Raw genomic sequence first — 20,219 nt, 5'->3', positions numbered from 1 at the left:
GGAACTACTTCTGATGCTTTGACAAGAAGTACTCAAGGAACTTCGGTTATTACTTGGACTTTTGATGATGGAAATGGAAACACTACTACAGCTACTCAAAACGTAGTTGTAAAAGATGTCACTAAACCAGTAATCGCTTGTCCAGCAAATGTAACTCTCAACTGTCAAAATGCAACAACAGTTTCAGCCAATGGATCAGCAACAGCGACAGACAACTGTTCAGCTGTAACAATCACATCATCAGATGTATCGACACAGAATGCAGTTAATACTAATGCGGCTTATTATAATTATACAATCACCAGAACCTGGAAAGCCACTGATGTAGCGGGTAACTTCTCAACCTGTGTTCAAACGATCACAGTACAGGATGTAACTGCACCAGTATGGACTACAATAACTGGAACATTGAATAGAAATGTTACTTGTGGAAGTGCGGGTGAACTTGCATCAGCAAATGCATTGGCACCAGTGGCAACGGATAATTGCAGTTCGGTAATTTATACCAAAACTTCCGGTAGTCTTGTAAGCGGACTGAGTAATACCTATACAAATATCTGGATAGCGAAGGATATTTCTAATAATAGTAGTGCTGTCTTTACGCAAGTAATAACGGTCACTCCAGTCACAATTGACGCATCTGCTAGTAGCAATCCTGTGGCAGTTGGTTCTACTGCAACGCTTTCAGCAACGATTAGTCCAGCTGTTGCTAGTGTTTTGGTCACATTTACTCTTGACAATGGTAATGGAGGAATAACTACCTATACCGCAATTACAAATAATTTTGGTGTGGCAAGTACAACTGTATCTAATTTGCCAGTAGAAGTTTATAAAGTGACTGCTGTTGCGGGTGCTGCTTGCGCATCTTCCGTTGCTTATCTACCGATATACGATCCTAATGGTGGCTTTGTAACAGGTGGTGGCTGGATTAGTTCTCCAGCAGGAGCATATACAGCAACTCTGACATTAACAGGAAAAGCAAATTTTGGATTTGTTTCAAAATACAAAAAAGGTTCAAATATACCTGAAGGTAATACAGAGTTTCAGTTCCAAGCAGGGAACCTTAATTTTGCCAGTTCAACTTATGTGTCAGGATCTCTTGTAATTGCAGGTTCTCAGGCCATTTATAAAGGAATTGGAACTATTAATGGCAGCGGAAGCTATAACTTTATGGTTTCAGCCGTTGATGGTCAGATTAGTGGTGGAGGCGGTCTCGATAAATTCCGAATTAAAATATGGAATAGTGCTGGCGTTATTTATGACAATAACAAAGGAGTTTCGGACAATGGTACACCTACGGACGCAACCAAATTAGGAGGAGGTTCAATTGTAATTCATGAGGTAAATAAGAATACTGTTAAAATATTAGAAATTGATAAAAAACCTCTAGAAGCGCTGCAATTCAATGTGATAGCATATCCTAATCCATCAGCTCAATACTTCACAATCGAGACAGTAGGTGGCACTACCGAAAAAGTAGAAATGGTAGTCTTTGATGTTTTAGGCAGAACAATTAAAAATATAGAAAAATCTGACGGCCAACCTATTTTGTTTGGGGAAGAATTACCAACAGGAGTCTATATAGTTGTAGTCAGTCAGGGTCTGAATCAAAAAACAATCAGGCTGATTAAACAATAATCTAATTTTTACAAAGTATTTATAAATTAACTCCATCCTAATCAATATTGGGATGGAGTTTTTTTATAGATGTTGAAGCTCATTTATTAAAGATAAAAATCAATTATTTTTCCTTCTTGCTTTGACAAGTTACGAACCATTCGAGAAAGCTCATAATATTGAATCCAAATGACTGTTTTATAGGTTCGATAGATGAATTTATAGAATAGAAATTAAGGAAAGTACATATAATTTAGAAGTTTCAAAGTAATGGTAAAAGTCAAGTCTTTAAGCTTGGAAAAACCAAGTTTATCAACATGGATTCAATGGTATTCCATTTTAAATAGGTGAAAATAATGCTTTGATTTTTATGCAAAAAAAAACACTCTGAAAACGAATTATCAGAGTGTTTAAATTTAATATAAAGGAGATTTACAAATATTCTCCGTGTTGAGAAATATCTAAACCTAATTCTTCTTTTTCTTCAGAAACTCTTAAAGGAGTAATTTTATTTACGATAAAGAATAAAGCATAAGACGCAGAGAATGCAAATATAGAAACAAGAACTAATGCTTTTAATTGAATTAAAAATAATGTAGCATCACCAAAAATTAAACCTTGGTTATCTCCAACAATCGCATTTACAGATTTTGAAGCAAATACACCTGTCAAAAGCATACCTACCATACCACCAACACCGTGACAAGCAAACACATCTAAGGCATCATCAATTTTACCTTTAGGGAATTTACTCACCACAAGATTACTAACCATACTGGCAATAATACCAATTGCAATTGCATGAGGAATGCTTACGAATCCTGCAGCTGGTGTAATAGCTACTAAACCTACAACAGCACCGATACAGGCTCCCATTGCGGAAAGTTTGTGTCCAAGAATTTTATCAAGAAATACCCAGCCCATTGCAGCAGAAGCGGCGGCAACTGTAGTGGTTCCTAATGCTTGTGCAGCAAGACTACCAGCTCCTACAGCAGATCCTGCATTGAAACCGAACCAACCGAACCACAATAAACCTGTTCCTAATAATACATAGGTAATACGAGCTGGATTTGCTTTTTGTACTTTTCGTTTTCCTAAGAATATTGCTCCTGCTAGAGCAGCCCATCCTGCACTCATGTGTACTACAGTTCCTCCGGCAAAATCCAATACTCCCCATCCAAAAAATAATCCATCTGGATGCCAAGTCATGTGGCATAAAGGTGCATAAACGAATAATATGAATAAAACCATAAATAACAAATAAGCCCAGAAACGTACACGTTCTGCGAAAGCTCCTGTTATCAACGCTGGTGTAATAATTGCAAATTTTGCTTGAAATAAGGCAAACAAGATCATTGGAATGGTTGGAGCCAATTCCCAAGCAGTGTTAGCACTTACGCCTTGAAAAAATAAGTTTGGAATAGGATTTCCAATTAATCCGCCTATTGTTGGTCCAAAACACAATCCAAATCCAACAACAACCCATAGTACGGTTACGATAACCATAGCCATAAAACTTTGTAATACGGTACTAATTACATTCTTTTTACCTACCATTCCGCCATAAAAAAATCCAAGTCCAGGAGTCATTAATAATACAAGCGCTGTGGCAACTATCATCCAAGCTGTATCTCCAGTATCTAATTTTAATGCAACAACGTGGGCACCTAGTGTTGTGGATTCTGCAAAGAGATTAATTGAAAAAATCGATAATACTAGAATGGTGATCAATATCACACTCAAAATAATTTTTCGCATTGTTTTTAGTTTTAAATTTCGATAAAAATATAAAATGATTCTAAACCCCTATTAAAATACGAGTATATTTTTTTATTTTTATTAATTTTTCAATTTACCCCCTATTATTTTATAGGTATGTTAGAATTTAAAGTGTAATTTAATAATTTATTAATCTTGTTTTTATAAATAATTAATCTTTTCGGGAATTATTAAAATTTTGATAGTTTTTAGAGATAAAAAAAATGTATCAATATGATGGCCCATCAATCGATACATTTTTTATAAAAATCAGTAAAAAAATTATTATTTTAAAATATGTTGGCTTAAGATTTTATACACTTCATTTATATTATTACTTCCCTTTCCAAATTGTTTCGAAATTGGAGTGCTCTCACTGTTTAGCCAAATTTTTAATTCAGCATCCATGTCGAGTATTCCGGCACTTTCTTTCGAGAATTTTTTGATGCTCGAATAAGGAATTGACATGTAATCTACCTTAGTTCCAACCAATTGCTTCTCCACCAGAATTAGTCGTTTATTGGTGAAAATAAACATATCCCGAATAAGTTTATACGCTTTTTCGATTATCTCTCCGTCAATGAGAATGGGTTCAAATTCTCTTGAAATATTTTCGATATTAACTTCTGATGCGTTGCCTAAAATGGCATTAAATAGTCCCATGATTTTAATTTTGATTATATTTTTCTTTGTATCTGTTATTCAGTTGACTTTGATGCGTTTCCAGACTTATCATTCGACCCTGAATAAAAGCATTAGTCAATTTATTTGTTCTCATATCCAAAGCATCGCCTTGTGATATGAATAATGTAGCATCTTTGCCTTCTTCTAGAGTTCCACATTGTTTGTCGATTCCTAATATTTTCGCGGTATTAAAGGTAATCAATTGTAACGCTTGTTCTTTATCTAAACCATAAGCGGCACAAGTTCCTGCTAAGAAAGGTAAATTTCGAGTATTCATTCTTTCATGACCGCCACTGTTCTCTAACCCTACCAGTACCCCTTTGTCGGTTAATAATTTAGCATTTTTGTATGGTAAATCAATATCTTGATCATCATTTTCAGGCATATCATGAACGCGTTTCAGCAACACGCCAATATTATTTTTTTGTAATAAAGCGGCTGTTTTGTAGGCTTCATATCCACCAACAATTACCATTCTTTTTACACTGTTTTCTTTAGCTAATTGCACTGCATCAATAATTTGTTTTTCCTCATTGGCATGAATATATAATGTTTCAGTTCCATCAAATAAACCTAGGGTGGCTTCAAAAATTAAATTTCTCTCTTTTGCAATGTTGCCTGAATAGGCTTTGGCACTAGATAAAAAACTAGTGATTTCCGAGGCTTGCTTACTATAGTCTTTATTCGCTTCAATAGTTCCTGGTTCAAACCAAGATCCGGTTCTCTTAAAACTGGAAGGAAAATTAAGATGGATTCCGTCATTTTCTTTTATCAGTGCATCTTTCCAGTTCCACGCATCAAGTTGTACAATGGATGAAGTTCCAGAAATTCTACCTCCACGAGGTGTAATTTGAGCAATTAGTACACCATTTGGACGTACTGTTTCAATCACTTTTGAATCGGCGGTGTAAGCAATGATACTTTTTACGTGGGGATTAATACTTCCTATTTCCTCCTCATCATCCGAAGATTTTACTGCATCGATTTCTACTAAACCTAGTGTTGAGTTTGGCGCAATAAATCCCGGATAAACATGTTTACCACTTGCGTCAATTGTCGTTTCAAAGGCATCTTTTGCCAATCGAATTAAAGTTGCATCGGCGACTAATGTGATTTTTCCATCAATAAATCCTATGGCACTGTTCTCAATTATTTTTCCATTGCCTAAATGAGCAGTACCATTTAAGATTAGAATGGATTTTGATTGCTTTGGAGCTGGTGTTTGTTGCGCTTTTGTAATTATTGGCACAAAAAGAACCAACAATAGCATACATATATTTTTACTCATAATTTTTGTATTTTTTGTGTTTGTGAATCTTCAATTTCAGGTTTTTATTGTTCTAAAGTATCACACTGGTATTCTTTCTTCTCCGCTTTTTTAGGTTCTTGAGTAATCATTCCTTTATTTTTTTCTTGCAATAATTGACCTATTAACTCATTTCTTTCTTTGGCAATAGCTACCCTTTGGTCTTCATCTTTTTGAACGTCGAAATATACTACGCCTTCAATTATTGTTTTTTCGGCTTTAGCATAAATAGATAAAGGATTATTGTTCCATAAAACGACATCAGCATCTTTACCCACTTTTATACTTCCTACTTTATCATCAATATGTAATAATTTTGCAGGATTCAAAGTCACGAATTTCCAAGCTTCTTCTTCTGATATATTTCCGTATTTTACCGCTTTGGCAGCTTCTTGGTTTAATCTTCTGGACATTTCCGCATCATCTGAATTGTAGGCTACCACAACTCCTGCATTATGAAGAATAGGTCCGTTATAAGGAATTGCATCATTCACTTCAAATTTATAAGCCCACCAATCTGCAAAAGTAGAAGCGCCAACACCATGTTCTTTCATTTTGTCGGCTACTTTATAACCCTCAAGAATATGAGTAAAAGTATTGATTCTAAAATTGAATTTTTCGGCTACATTCATCATCATTAATATCTCCGATTGTACATAAGAGTGACAAGTAATAAAACGTTCTTTATTCAATATTTCTGCTAAGGTTTGCAATTCTAAATCTACCCTAGGCGCTTTATTTTTTCCTTTATTGGCTTTATAATTTTTCCAGGCAGTATCATATTCTTTGGCACGTTGGAAATAATCGGTAAAAACCTGCTCAACTCCCATTCTTGATTGCGGAAAACGAGTAGGATTTGTAATACCCCGGTTGGCTTGTTTTACATTTTCTCCCAATGCAAATTTGATGAATTTAGGTTGGTCTTTGTAGAGCATTTCTTCCGCTGATAAGCCCCATTTCCATTTTACTATCGCTGAGCGTCCTCCAATTGGATTTGCAGAACCGTGCAGTAATTGAGAAGTGGTAACGCCACCGGCTAAATCTCTATAAATATTAGTATCTTCGGAATTGACAACATCTTGAATTGTTACTTCAGCACTAGAATTGTGTCCGCCTTCATTAACTCCGGTAGAAATCGCAATATGTGAATGTTCATCAATGATTCCACTCGTTAGATGCTTTCCTTTTGCATCAATAATTGTTGCTGAAGCATCAGAAATATTTTTTCCTATTGATGCAATTTTACCATTTTTAACTAATACATCTGTCTCTTCTAAAATACCGTCTTTTTCATTGGTCCAAACCGTGGCATTCTTAAATAATAAAGTTTGAGGAGTTAATTTTTTTGAAGTTCCGTAAGCCACATTTGGAAATGTTGTGGCAATAATGGTATTATTTTTTTCCAATTTTAAAGAATCGATTGGTTTTATAAATGGAGCAGTTCTTACAGCAGACCATTTTACCTCATTTCCATTGAATAAAATTGCTTTTCCAGAAAGTAATTGAATATCATCGATGTATCCTATTAGTCTCGAGAAAGTTGTTTTCGTTGAATCCGCAGATTTCATTACAGTTGAAATCCAATTATTCGAAACCGAAAGTTTGGAGCTGACTTTTTTGGAATCAACCGTCGTAATTATTGATTTTGGAGCAGCAATCTCACCGCTGATTTTCCATTTGTACTTTTGATTATCCACGCTCAAATCGTAATCGCCGCGTATATCTTTAATTGTTATGTCGTTAACAACAAACTTGTTTCCTTGAACCCAGTTTTCATAAAGTATTGTTTTTTCATCGAAAATTTCTCCAGAAGTTATTACAAAATCGGCGAAACTACCGGTTTTTAAACTTCCTATTTCGTTACTTTTTCCCAAAATCGAAGCTGGAATTGTTGTCAACGCTTCTAATGCTTTGGTTTTATCAAAACCATATTTAATGGCTTTTAGAAGATTTGTTCTAAAATCTTCCACCTTTTTTAATTTGTCGGTAGTCAAAGCGAAAACAATACCGTTATCAGACAAAACTTTAAGATTAGTAGGAGCCTGGTTCCAAAAACGCAAATCTTTCAATTCCATTTGGTTGGCTTGGTTTGGATCTGAAACATCATAAGCTTCAGGGAAATTAATTGGGATAATTAATTTTGAATTGGTTTTTTTTATTTCATCGATTCTTTCGAATTCATTTCCTATTCCTTTCAATACATAGTTCAAGCCAAATTCCTTAGCTATTTTTGAAGCTCTTAAACTATTTAACTTATCACCCGAATCAAATATTTGAATTAGATTTTCATTTTTGGATAATGCTTCCAATGCTAAATCTTTGGTTATGCTATTTCCATTTTTATACCAATCTAGATCCAAATACATTTGACGCAACAATGCCATCATTCCCATTAAGGAACTAGGGTAAGATTGATTTGTTGTTGTACTTCGCGTAAACCCAAAATGATTGGTCACTTTCTCAGATAGCAATCGAGTGTTTTTATCAAAATTGTTTAAAGCAATTAAGGTTCCTGTTCCACGAGCAATTCCATCTTGTACATGCGTGCCAACCACTCCAAATCCAGCTTTTAATAACTCTTCAGCTTTAGGTTGGTCGTAATTGAAATTCTGATATCCATTAACATCCGAACGAATATTTTCATTCCAATAATGACCTTCAATTTTTGTGTCATATGTTGGAGTTCTTCCTGCCGCAGAATTATTTTTTGGTTTTTCTATTCCAAAGCTGGTGTAGATATCAATAAAAGAGGGATAAATTGACCTACCCGCGAGATTAATCGTGGTGCAATTTTTTGGGATAATACTATTGGTTCCAACGCTAATTACTTTGCCGTTTTGAATTAATAAAGTACCGTTTTCGATAATTTGTGTGGGTGTCACATAAATTTTGGCATTTGTAAAAGCGGTGAAATTGTGATTGATATTTTGAACACCTTCATTATTTGGAAAATATTCTTGGGCATAAATTTTGGGTAATGAAACACTTAAAAAGAGCAGAAGTAAGATTTTTTTCATGGTTTGGTTTGTAAATATTGCCTAAAAATATATAAAATGTAAAGGTGAACAGTGTAATTAATTCATTTTAACATTTGTTTACCCTTCGATGGATAAAATTCATTTTAATTGTTTATTAATTTATACAGATAAGTAAATATTTTAGAGGTTTTTGGGCGTTTTATTAAATGATGTATAATTATTTGTATTTATTAGAAATGTTTTTACTAATTTTCATACAAAATTAACAAACATGCTAGTTAAAGTTTTCGGAAGTGCCGTTTTTGGAGTTGAGGCGACAACTATTACAGTTGAAGTAAATATTGATAAAGGAATAGGCTATCATTTGGTTGGTTTACCAGATAACGCCATTAAAGAAAGCAGTTATAGAATTGCCGCTGCATTGAAGAATAACGGGTACGCGATGCCAGGCAAAAAAATCACCATTAATATGGCTCCCGCCGATTTACGCAAGGAAGGTTCCGCATATGACTTGACTTTAGCAATAGGAATTCTTGTGGCTTCCGCCCAAATTAAAGCAGATGAAGTTGATAAATACATCATTATGGGAGAGCTTTCTCTCGATGGTGGTTTACAACCTATACGAGGGGCTTTGCCTATCGCCATAAAAGCGAAAGAAGAAGGTTTTAAAGGTTTTTTTCTTCCAATACAAAATGTGAAGGAAGCAGCAATTGTTACTGGATTAGATGTTTATGGTGTTGAGAATGTACAAGAAGTCATTGATTTTTTAGAAGGAAAAGGAACTTTAGAACCAACAGTAATTGATACCAGAGCGGAATTTTATAAAGATTTAGATTTTCCTGAGTTTGATTTTTCAGATGTAAAAGGGCAGGAGAGTATTAAGAGGTGTATGGAAATAGCTGCCGCCGGTGGTCACAATATTATTTTGATTGGTCCACCTGGAGCAGGAAAAACGATGCTTGCCAAACGTTTACCGAGTATTTTACCACCAATGACTTTGCGAGAAGCATTAGAAACAACCAAAATACATAGTGTAGCTGGAAAACTCAAAGAAGTAGGATTGATGAATCAACGTCCGTTTAGGAGTCCGCATCATACCATTTCGAATGTTGCCTTAGTAGGAGGCGGAAGTTATCCACAACCCGGTGAAATTTCCATGGCACATAACGGTGTTTTGTTTCTAGATGAATTACCGGAGTTTAAACGGGATGTTCTGGAAGTAATGCGTCAGCCTTTAGAAGATAGGGAAGTTACTATTTCTCGAGCCAAATTCACGGTTACTTATCCATCGTCATTTATGCTGGTTGCCAGTATGAATCCAAGTCCGAGTGGTTTTTTCAACGATCCGGATTCGCCGCAAACTTCTTCGCCGCATGAAATGCAACGATATTTGAGTAAAATTTCGGGACCTTTATTGGATAGAATCGACATTCATATTGAAGTGACCCCAGTTCCTTTCGAGAAATTATCCGATGACAGAAAAGCGGAAAGCAGTGTTGATATTCGAAAAAGGGTGACGGCTGCGAGGGAAATTCAAACGGGACGTTTTGAACAAATGGAAAACATACATTACAACGCGCAAATGAATACCAAACATATCAGGGAGCATTGCGCTCTTGATGATGTTTCGAAACAACTATTGAAAACCGCAATGGAGCGATTGAATCTTTCAGCTCGCGCTTATGACAGAATATTAAAAGTAGCCCGAACAATCGCTGATCTTGATGCAGCTCCAAAGGTTGTTTCCAGCCATATTGCCGAAGCAATACAGTATAGAAGTTTGGATCGTGATGGATGGTTGGGCTAAAATAGATTTCAGATTTTTGATTAACGATTTTTGATTAACGATTTTTGATATTTAGATGTTTAGACTGCGCTCCGCAAAGTCTCCGACTTTGAGGTAGTGACTCTCGGTTTTCAACCGATTTTATTTTGGATTGTTTGATTTTATGTCAGTCACAGACTGACAAACGCATCCTCAAAGTCAGAGACTTTGCGGAGCGAGGCTAGTAATTTATTAGTCCGTTACATACTGACGAACGCATCCTCGACTTGGATACTTTGTATCGTGTGAGCGAGGATTTCAGATTTAATGCTCCGCAAAGTCTCCGACTTTGAGGTAGTGATTTTCAGTCTCAGACTGACCCTAAAAAGACTAAATGAAAGATAAAGAAGGATTTATAATTCGAGATCAATCCAAACCGCATTTTATAACAGCAACGGTTGTAGACTGGGTTGATGTTTTTTCTAGAAAAACCTATAAAGATTGTATTATCGAAAGCTTGGATTTTTGCATTAAAAACAAAGGAATGATTTTGTATGGATTTGTAATTATGTCCAATCACATTCATTTAATTATTCAATCAGAAAATAATAAATTATCTGACTTGATTCGGGATTTCAAGAAGTTTACAGCAAAGACTATTTTGAGTAAAATAGAAAATGAGCCAGAAAGTAGAGCCGATTGGATGCTGAAACGTTTTGAATTTGCTTGTAAAAGTCACAGTCGAAATGAAAAATATCAGTTCTGGCAATATGGGAATCATCCTGAAGAAATTTTTTCAGAAAAGTTCTTTTGGTAGAAATTGGATTATATACATTTGAATCCTGTTCGAGCAGGAATAGTGGCCAAAGCTTCTCTTTATATATATTCCAGTGCTTCCAATTATGTTGAAGATAGTGGAATTATAACAATTACAAAAGTTGATAATCCGGTAATTGATGTTTTGAAACCACAATCGATTAGTACTTTTGATAATTGGTGACAAAGGTCGGAGACCTTATTACACATCCTCAAAGTCAGAGACTTTGCGGAGCTGGACTTCACAATCCGGTAATTGATGTTTTGAAACCATAATCGATTAGTACTTTTGATAAGTGGTGTCAAAGGTCGGAGACCTTATTACACATCCTCAAAGTCAGAGACTTTGCGGAGCGGGAGTTCACAATCCAGTAATTGATGTTTTGAAAACACAATCGATTAGTACTTTGGATAAGTGGTGACAAAGGTCGGAGACCTTATTACACATCCTCAAAGTCAGAGACTTTGCGGAGCGGGAGTTCACAATCCAGTATTTGATGTTTTGAAAACACAATCGATTAGTACTTTGGATAAGTGTTGACAAAGGTCGGAGACCTTATTACACATCCTCAAAGTCAGAGACTTTGCGGAGCGAGCGAATAGGGAAGAAAGAAAAGTATAGAAATAAATAAGTTAAAAAAGAGATTTCGATAGAAATCTCTTTTATTTTTGCCACATGTTAGAAATTCTGTACCAAGACGAATATATTATTGCAATTAATAAACCAAGTGGATTGTTGGTTCATAAATCATTTTATGCGCGCGATGCAAAAGTGTTTGCTATTCAAGAATTGAGAAATCAAATAGGAGGACAGCATGTTTATCCTATTCATCGGTTGGATCGCAAAACATCTGGTGTCTTGTTATTTGCTTTGGATACAGCCGTGTTAAAAATTATGAATGATCGTTTTGCCACACGCGACGTCGAAAAAAAATATTTAGCAATTTTACGGGGTTGGTCACCCGAAGAACTAACGATTAATTATGATTTAACCAATGATGATGGTATTGTACAAAATGCAATAACCTACTTTCATCGCTTGCAAAGTACCGAAATCGAATTAAAATTTAACAATAAACTAACGTCACGATATTGTTTGGTAGAAGCGATTCCTGAAACTGGACGTATGCATCAATTACGAAAACATTTCAAACATATTTTTCATCCCATTTTAGGAAGTCGCCCGAATGGTTGTAACAAACAAAATAAATTATGGTTGGAGAATTTTGAACTGAAAGGAATGATGCTTCATGCGCATCAGTTAATTTTTAATCATCCAATAACAAATGAACAGCTTATCTTGAATGCAAAGATTAATGAAGAGTTTAGCAGAGTAGGTACTATTCTTAATCTAGATTTGAATACGTATGAATAGAATACTAATTTTTAAAGTAATGCTTTAAATTATCTTCTTAATTTGAAACAACAGTTTTTAGTATAAAGGGGAGTAGATTTCAGCTTTTTGATCAACGATTTTTGATTTCAGATGTTTATCACAACGCTCCCCAAAGTCTTCGACTTTGAGGAAGTGACTTTCGGTTTTTAGCCGATTTTGTTTTTTTAATGTTTGAATTTTAAGGTCAGTCGGAGACTGAAAAACACATACTCAAAGTCGGAGACTTTGCGTAGCAGGGTAGATTTTTGATTTTTGATCAACGATTTTTGATTTCAGATGTTTAAACTCTGTAAAGTTGATCACGCAATTGCTAGCAAGTGAGTAACTTTATTATCCTGCAAGGTTTCTAAGACCTTGTAAGTATGTTTGGAATATTTTTAATACCTACAAGTCAAAAAAAAGACCTTGCAGGAGTTATCAGGTCAATTACACAATGATTGGAATGGGTACGGATTGCAAATCCGCTATCGGGGTTTTATTTATATTCTCCGTATCGTTGAAGAAAATATTCAAACTTTTCAAAGTCAAAAAATATTGGAACAACTAAAAGCTCATTAATCATTTCGGATTTGACGTTGTCAATCTCGTAACTCAAAAATAATTCTTCGTCATATGAATTATTGTCAAAAATAATTTTTAGAATTTGTATATCAATTTCATTAATACTAAATTCTTTGCTGAAACTATCGCTGAATTTGTCATATTCTTCGATATAAGTATCAATTCGAATTATATTTTCTCGGTTATATTTTTTCATTATATTTTTTGGCAAATTTGGTAAGCTTGCCATTAAAGTTCTATCTTCAAAGGACTATTAGCGGTAAGAATGCTTTCTTAAAAGTATTGTGGTGACTTCATATATTCTTTATAAAAATCATTTGAGAAATAAGTAATTGCTAAAATTAAAATAAGGAAGTGAATTAACGAAAGCCAAATAAATTCATACGATGTTTTTCTTTTTTCAAATTTTCTCTCAAAAACATAATTTATAAAAGTTATAATGACAATAAATCCAATTGAAATTAATGTAAATCTTTCTACTTGTATTCGAATTATAGCCATAAGTCTTTCGATATTTGGAACTCTAACTATCATTGCATATGAAACATAAGCGTAAAAAATTATATATATTAATCCCGCAAAATTGATTAGATATTTTATGAATTTTTTCATACTTATATTATATTTCGCTCAATTTTTGGCGAGCTTGCACACAACGAATATACAGTTCTAACAAAATTTACAAAGCCAACCAATTTAGTATTGATATGAATGATAATGGCCAAACTATTTCATTTCAAATATATTAAATTTTTCTTACAAACCGTCTAGTTATTGTATGTTCAACGGAGTAATTTGCAAAATGGTATTATGAAAGTAAAAACGCTCTAAATAGCCCCGATAGCAATGAAAAACCTAGTAAGAGCTGGTGTTCAGCTCTTACTAGGTTTGTAATGTATAGCGGGAAATATGTTCTTAAAAAACGAAAATATTCTGCTCCTAAAAAACAATAAAAATAATTATCTATTAGAACGTCTGTCAGTATTTTGACTCGGACGTCTTGGACCAAAACTGTTGTTGCTGCTACGGTTTGTAGTGTCTGTTTTTGGTTTTCGCGGAGTTGAATCGCGTTGTTGTCTTCCCTGGCCTTGTTTAATTGGCTCTTTTGAAGCGTTTGGATCGGGTTCGAAACCTTTGATGTTTTCTTTAGGCAAATTCAAACCCACTAGTTTTTCTATATCACGTAAAAAAACAGTTTCGTCTGGACTGAATAAAGAAATAGCTTCTCCATTTGCTCCAGCTCTTCCAGTTCTACCTATTCGGTGTACGTAATCTTCGGGAATATTCGGCAATTCAAAATTTATAACATGAGGTAATAATGGAATGTCTAAACCTCTAGCGGCAATATCAGTAGCTACTAAAGCAGTTAGGCTTCCGTCTTTGAAACCCGCTAAAGCTTTGGTTCGTGCACCTTGACCTTTGTTACCGTGAATGGCTGCTGCTTTGATTCCGGCACTAATCATGCTTTCAGTCAGTTTATTAGCACCTTGTTTGGTGCGGGTGAAAACCAAAATTTGTTTCCAGTTCCCTTCGGTAATCAATTTAATTATTAATTCGGTTTTTTTCTCTTTTGCAACAGGATATACGATTTGAGTAATGGCATCCACTGTTGTATTTTCTGGGGTTGCCTCGACATGAACTGGATGGTGCAAAATACCCATTGCTAATTTCTTGATATCTTTTGAAAAGGTTGCAGAAAACATCAAGTTTTGCCTTTTTGAAGGTAATACTTTCAGGATGCGCTCAATATCTCGTAAAAATCCCATGTCGAGCATACGGTCAGCTTCATCTAAAACTAAAATTTCTACTTTGGCAAGTGATACTAAACCTTGATTTTGCAAATCGATTAATCGACCGGGAGTTGCAACTAAAATATCAATTCCTTGGCGCAATAATGCAACTTGTGGTTTTTGGTTTACGCCTCCAAAAATTACGGTACTGCGCAAATCTAAAAACTCACTGTATTCTTTAATATTGGCATATATTTGAGCTGCCAGTTCACGCGTTGGAGTTAATATTAGGGCACGAACGGGTCTGTGACTTAAGTGTTTTCCTTGCGATAATAGTTGTAATATGGGTAGGGTAAAACCAGCTGTTTTTCCTGTTCCTGTTTGTGCGGATGCTAATACATCTTTACCTTCTAAAATGGGCGGTATTGCTTTTTTTTGTATTGGAGAAGGTGTTGTGTATCCTTTTTTGCTGATTGCTTTTAATAAAGCATCATTTAATCCTAATGAGTTGAATGACATAAATGGTGTTTATGAAGCAATCACAATTATGTAGTTTGCTTCTTTAATTGGGCGCAAAGATACTGCTAATTTTTCGATGTACTTTTGATTGCTTGACGTTGTTTATTAAAGTGAGTGTTGTTTTAACCTTTTGCAAACGAAAAAAATAGGACTATTTGCCCTATTTTTTTATTTGAAAATTTTTTAAAATAAACTTTATTGTATTTCTGAAAAAGTATTGCCTTGTTTAATATCGCCAGTTTCATATCCTTTTTTAAACCAATACATTCTTTGTTTAGAAGTTCCGTGTGTAAAAGAATCAGGAACTACTTGACCTTGCATTTTGGATTGAATTGCATCATCACCTACAGCATTGGCTGCACTTAGAGCTTCCTCAATGTCTCCAACTTCAAGAACATTATTCGTTTTCTGGTTGCGATTGGTCCAAACGCCGGCATAAAAATCCGCTTGTAATTCTAGTGCAACAGATAATTTATTAGCATCAGCTTCACTTTTACCTTCTTGGGCTTGTCTCATTTTGGTCGAAGTCCCCAACAAAGTTTGAACATGATGACCAATTTCATGCGCAATTACATACGCGATTGCAAAATCACCGCCTTTAGCACCAAATTTTGATTTTAGTTCGTCAAAGAAACCCAGATCTATATATACTTTTTGGTCTTCAGGACAGTAAAATGGACCAGAAGCTGATGAGGCTCCACCACAAGCTGTTTGAACACCATCTCTAAAAAGCACTAATTTTGGATTTTTATAAACTTCACCGTTTTCAGTAAAAATTTTACTCCATACATCTTCATTATCAGCTAAAATTACGCGGACAAATTTACCCATCTCCTCATCTTCTTTACTTAGAGGTATGCCAGATTCCGTTTGTGTAGTTTGGCTACCTTGTAACTGTTCCAAAATAGGAGTCAATTGTTGTGCATTTTGCCCACCAAAAGTATTTATCAATAGAATTATAATTCCTATTATTCCACCGCCAACAGCAACTTTTCCTCCAGAGAGCGTTCTGCGGTCTTCTACGTTGTCACTTTCTCTTCTTCCTAGCCATTTCATAATATGATGTGTTAAGTGATTTGTATTTTCAAAATTACTACTAATTTAGATTGATTTTTTTAAATAAGATTAAATTTTCACAATAATTTAATCCTTATAATCAGTTTGTCCATTTCAAAATGGCGTCTTCAATAATCCCTTTTATTATAGGTTTTGCAATATAGTCATTCATTCCAGCCGCTAAACATTTGTCTTTTTCCTCTTTTTCAGTGCCGGCTGTAGTTGCAATAATAGGAACATTGTAACCGGATTGTAGTTTGCGTATTTCTTTTGTCGCTTCGTACCCATTCATAAGTGGCATTTGAATATCCATGAAAATAATATCTGGATTTATAGTTTCAAATTGAAGAAAAGCTTCTTTACCATTTGGAATTTCAAAAATTGTCGCATTAGGAAACAAATTTTTAATGATTGTTTTAAGCAAGAACATATTAACTGTATTATCCTCCACAAGCATTATTTTTAACTTTTGATAGTACTTAATCGATTTGGATATAGGCTCTCTAGTTATATCAGGAATGGTAATTTGCTTTATTTCTTCGGAGATTACATCGCTTATTTCTAAATCTAAATAAAAATAAAAGGCGCTTCCAAAATTAAAAGTACTTTCCAATTGTAAATGACTATTCATTAAACCTAATAATTGGTTAGAGATCGTAAGACCTAATCCAGTCCCTCCAAATTTTCTTGTTGTCGAATTATCTTCTTGAGAAAATGCCTTAAATATTTTCTTTTTGTTTTCTTCTAAGATTCCAATTCCTGTATCTATAACGGAAAACAGAATTCTGGCTTTCGAATCATATGTTTTTTCAACTACAGAAACATTTAATTTTATGGAACCTTTTTCAGTGAATTTTACAGCATTTGATAATAGATTAATTAATATTTGCTTCAATCGAACATTATCAATCCAAAAATATTCCGGCACATCAGATGCAATGTTCAATTGTAAATCTAAATTTTTTTGATTTGATTCATATAATATCAAATCAGTAATTTGCGCCAATGTTTCCCTTATTTCATTTTTTTCTATAAATAAGTCTAATTTCCCTGCTTCAATTTTGGAAAAATCAAGGATGTCATTGATGATGTCTAATAATGAACTAGCAGATTGATTGATCGTGGTCATGTATTTCTCTTGCGTTTTCCCTAGATGGGTTTTCATCAATAAATCAGTAAAACCAATTATTCCATTTAATGGAGTTCTGATTTCGTGACTCATGTTAGCAAGAAATTCAGATTTTGCCTTATTGGACGCTTCAGCTAATTCTTTGGCTTTAATAAAAGTTTCAGTTTGTTTTCTTTCCGTGACATCAATGAAAATGCCTTCAATAAACGCGATTTTTCCGTCTTTATATACGACATCGCCAAATTCTTCTACCCAAACAATGTTTTTATTTTTGTGTTCAATTCGGTATGTTAAATGAAGTGGTCTACCATTTTCAATGGCATTTTGTTGCTCAAGAATAGTTTGTTCTTTATCTTCGGGTACAATCAAATCTATAAACGACAATTTATTTTCTAGAAAATCTGATTTTGGATAACCAGTTAGTTTTTCTATTTCATCATTGATGTATATTTTAGTGGCGTATTGGTCGTGTTTTGACAAATAAACAGTACCAGGAATATTATTAGCCAGTAATCTAAATTTTTCCTCACTTTCATAAATGGCCGTTTCATTGGAGATTCGTTCAATGGATGAAGCAATATTTCTGGCCAAAGTTTGTAAAATATTAACTTCATCTTCATTCCACGTTCTTTCACTTTGCGTGTCATCAAATCCTAAAAAGCCATGAAATTTGTTTTTGACAAAAATTGGAAAAAGAATCAAAGAGGTTACATCTATTGTCTGTAATTTAGTTTGCAACGATTTATTTTCAATTTTTGCAATTATCGCTTCATAAATTTTATTGTTCAGCAGCGGAGTCAATAATTCCTCAAAGTAAGAATGAGGTAAATTTTGTAGCTTAATGTTATTTTGAGTTAATTTATCATTATCAATAATCCATCTGTATTTTTGACTAATGCATTTCGTCTCAGGATTATTTTCATAATAATATGCTCTGTGAGATTTTGTTGCTTTTCCCATTATAATAAGAACATCAGAAAAAATATCGTTGATGTCATTACTGTTTAGAAATTTTTCGGTACAAAGTGCCATTGCCGAGAGAAGTTCACTCTTGTATTCCAATTTTTTCTCGGCTTCAAGCCTCATATTTGATAGTATCAATAAAGAAATTATATCAGAAATCGTTCTGGCAAAATTTATATCTTCATTATCCCATTTTTTCTCTTGTCTAGTAGTTTCAAAACAGATTAGTCCTGTTAATTCCCCATTGATAGTAATAGGAATATCGAGCAAAGATTTAATATTATTATCTAAAAAGTAGTTTTCAGTAAACTCTGATATTTCTATTTTGTCGAAAACATCAGTGGCACAAATTTGTTTTTTATTTTTTATTGATTCGAAATAAAAAGGAAAATCTTTACTTTCCAAAACAGTTCCTTTTGAAAATTCATCAATATCAATTGAATATAAAATTTCACATTGTATCGCTTCCTCAGTATAATTCCAATAACTAACTCGATTACATTCAGTAGCTTTTGCAGCGGCTTCAATTATTAATTTTATGCTAGTTTCAAATTTTTCATTTTCACTAAAATTTGTCGTAGATAATTGTTTAATTGTTTTATTATATTCTTCAATTTTTTCTTGACGTATTTTACTTTCGACTTCTATGTCCTTGAACTTGGTAATATCCCTAGCAATGCCTGAAAAGCCAATTATCTTATCCATGTCGTTTCTACGAACAATTACTTTTTGTGAAAGCCACAATTGTTCTCCGTTCTTTTTTATTAGAGGAAATTCAACAGTAGGGAAATGAAGCTCTTTTTTTACCAAATTCTGATAAAAGTCGATTATTTTCTTCGAGTAATCATCTCTAACGAATTCTGAATAATGTCTCGTTAGAATTTCTTTTTTTTCATAACCTATAGATTGAATAGTAAAATCATTTACAAATGTAAAATTACCCTTATCATCAATTTCGAAAATAAAATCAATAGCGTTTTGAATCAAATTTTTATATTGATTCTGAATATGCATTTCATTGGTAACATCTTGTCCAATTCCTATAATTAAATCATTTGAAAATTTTTTGTCTTTCCACTGGATATATTTATAGTCTCCATTTTTGCATTTGAGTCTTCTGGTGAACAATTTATTATCATTGAAATTAATATGATACTTTTCACCATAATATTCAGGATCTTCAGTTAGCTTCCAATAGCCCATTCCCATGACGTCATCGATAGAATACCCTAAAATTGGCTTTATAGTTTCGCTGCAAAACACAATTTCCCCTTTTCTATTTGTAGCAAGAATTAATGAATTTCCATTATTGATGATTTGATTGTTAAATCGGAATTCATCGTTGGTATTTAACCGTAATATGAAGTGAATGTAATTTATGATTACAATTATTACGGAGTTAATAAACAAAACTAAAAATGTTTTTAGAGGAATTAGTTCAAAAACAGAAATAACAGCAAGATAAATAAATACTGTTACAATAAAACCCCAATAAAGTTTTGCAGGTTTTAGAACGGTGTAAGAAAAGAAAAAGGCCACGACAAAAGCTACAATGGGAATAATATCACTGGGAGAGACAATTATATTTCTAGAGATAGAACTAAAATATAATAAAAAACATACGATGAAAATTTGTTGAATATTTCTAAAAAACACTTTGGACCTAGTGCTAATAAAGTACAAAACCATTAAAAACACTCCAACGCTACAATTTAGAAAGAAAAAACTTTTAGGTCTTATTTTTAAAAATTCAAAAGCGATTTCTATGATTGTAAGTATAACTCCTAAAAACAAAAGATAAATTTGATATTCCTTATTTTTGGTAATAGCTTTGGTACTTTTTTCTAGTATATTACTTTTTAATCCGGTTCTTATTTTTAAAATTTTGTAAATTAAAAAAATAATTAAAATAGGAATTATAATGCAAAATAAAATTTGGAT

At 33.6% G+C, this 20,219-nt stretch carries 13 protein-coding genes; 5 read left to right on the top strand and 8 right to left on the bottom strand.

Translation table 11 applies throughout. The features are described from left to right. On the top strand, positions 1–1,638 hold a 1,638-nt coding region (locus IWX84_RS05325; protein WP_196849713.1), incomplete at its 5' end, for a T9SS type A sorting domain-containing protein. Between the two features lie 411 nt (positions 1,639–2,049). Here the strand turns inward: IWX84_RS05325 and IWX84_RS05320 are convergent. The 4 genes from IWX84_RS05320 to IWX84_RS05305 form a co-directional block, all read right to left on the bottom strand. Further along, the gene (locus IWX84_RS05320) at positions 2,050–3,375 is read right to left on the bottom strand and encodes an ammonium transporter (RefSeq protein WP_196849712.1); all 1,326 of its coding nucleotides are present in this window, start codon (positions 3,373–3,375) and stop codon (positions 2,050–2,052) included. A gap of 285 nt (positions 3,376–3,660) precedes the next feature. Next, complete coding sequence (locus IWX84_RS05315) at positions 3,661–4,038, bottom strand: PH domain-containing protein (RefSeq protein WP_196849711.1); 378 nt, start codon at positions 4,036–4,038, stop codon at positions 3,661–3,663. A 4-nt stretch (positions 4,039–4,042) separates the two neighbouring features. Next, a complete protein-coding gene (locus IWX84_RS05310; RefSeq protein ID WP_196849710.1) occupies positions 4,043–5,347 on the bottom strand; it encodes an amidohydrolase family protein in 1,305 nt (434 codons plus the stop codon). 44 nt (positions 5,348–5,391) lie between these two features. Beyond that, positions 5,392–8,382 (bottom strand): amidohydrolase family protein, encoded by a 2,991-nt coding sequence (locus IWX84_RS05305; protein WP_196849709.1) that lies wholly within the window; start codon positions 8,380–8,382, stop codon positions 5,392–5,394. 232 nt (positions 8,383–8,614) lie between these two features. On the opposite strand from IWX84_RS05305, the gene IWX84_RS05300 reads away from it, so the two are divergent. From IWX84_RS05300 to IWX84_RS05290, 4 genes are all read left to right on the top strand, one after another. Further along, entirely contained in the window at positions 8,615–10,150 is a 1,536-nt protein-coding gene (locus tag IWX84_RS05300) for a YifB family Mg chelatase-like AAA ATPase (RefSeq protein ID WP_196849708.1), read from the top strand. A 352-nt stretch (positions 10,151–10,502) separates the two neighbouring features. After that, positions 10,503–10,925, top strand: coding sequence for a transposase (locus IWX84_RS05295; RefSeq protein ID WP_317192108.1), 423 nt, complete (start codon positions 10,503–10,505; stop codon positions 10,923–10,925). 3 nt (positions 10,926–10,928) lie between these two features. Next, positions 10,929–11,108, top strand: a complete 180-nt coding sequence (locus IWX84_RS15505) for a hypothetical protein (protein WP_317192107.1) — start codon at positions 10,929–10,931, stop codon at positions 11,106–11,108. 492 nt (positions 11,109–11,600) lie between these two features. Then, positions 11,601–12,299: a pseudouridine synthase gene (locus IWX84_RS05290; protein ID WP_196849707.1), complete on the top strand. Its 699-nt coding sequence runs from the start codon at positions 11,601–11,603 to the stop codon at positions 12,297–12,299. 496 nt (positions 12,300–12,795) lie between these two features. Here the strand turns inward: IWX84_RS05290 and IWX84_RS05285 are convergent, their stop codons facing one another. The 4 genes from IWX84_RS05285 to IWX84_RS05270 form a co-directional block, all read right to left on the bottom strand. Further along, the gene (locus IWX84_RS05285; RefSeq protein ID WP_196849706.1) at positions 12,796–13,077 is read right to left on the bottom strand and encodes a hypothetical protein; all 282 of its coding nucleotides are present in this window, start codon (positions 13,075–13,077) and stop codon (positions 12,796–12,798) included. Between the two features lie 763 nt (positions 13,078–13,840). Further along, on the bottom strand, positions 13,841–15,130 hold the full coding sequence (locus IWX84_RS05280; RefSeq protein WP_196849705.1) for a DEAD/DEAH box helicase: 1,290 nt from the start codon (positions 15,128–15,130) through the stop codon (positions 13,841–13,843). Positions 15,131–15,325: 195 nt separating this feature from the next. Continuing rightward, entirely contained in the window at positions 15,326–16,186 is an 861-nt protein-coding gene (locus tag IWX84_RS05275; RefSeq protein WP_196849704.1) for a neutral zinc metallopeptidase, read from the bottom strand. 100 nt (positions 16,187–16,286) lie between these two features. After that, positions 16,287–19,688 carry a PAS domain S-box protein gene (locus IWX84_RS05270; RefSeq protein ID WP_231385420.1) on the bottom strand — a complete coding sequence of 1,134 codons (3,402 nt, stop codon included), beginning with the start codon at positions 19,686–19,688 and terminating at the stop codon, positions 16,287–16,289. Between the last annotated feature and the right edge of the window lie 531 nt (positions 19,689–20,219).

The organism is Flavobacterium sp. CG_9.10, from assembly GCF_015752245.1.
GTDB lineage: Bacteria > Bacteroidota > Bacteroidia > Flavobacteriales > Flavobacteriaceae > Flavobacterium.
The sequence above is the reverse complement of the archived record's forward strand: the minus strand, read 5'-3'. Positions and strand labels throughout refer to the sequence as shown.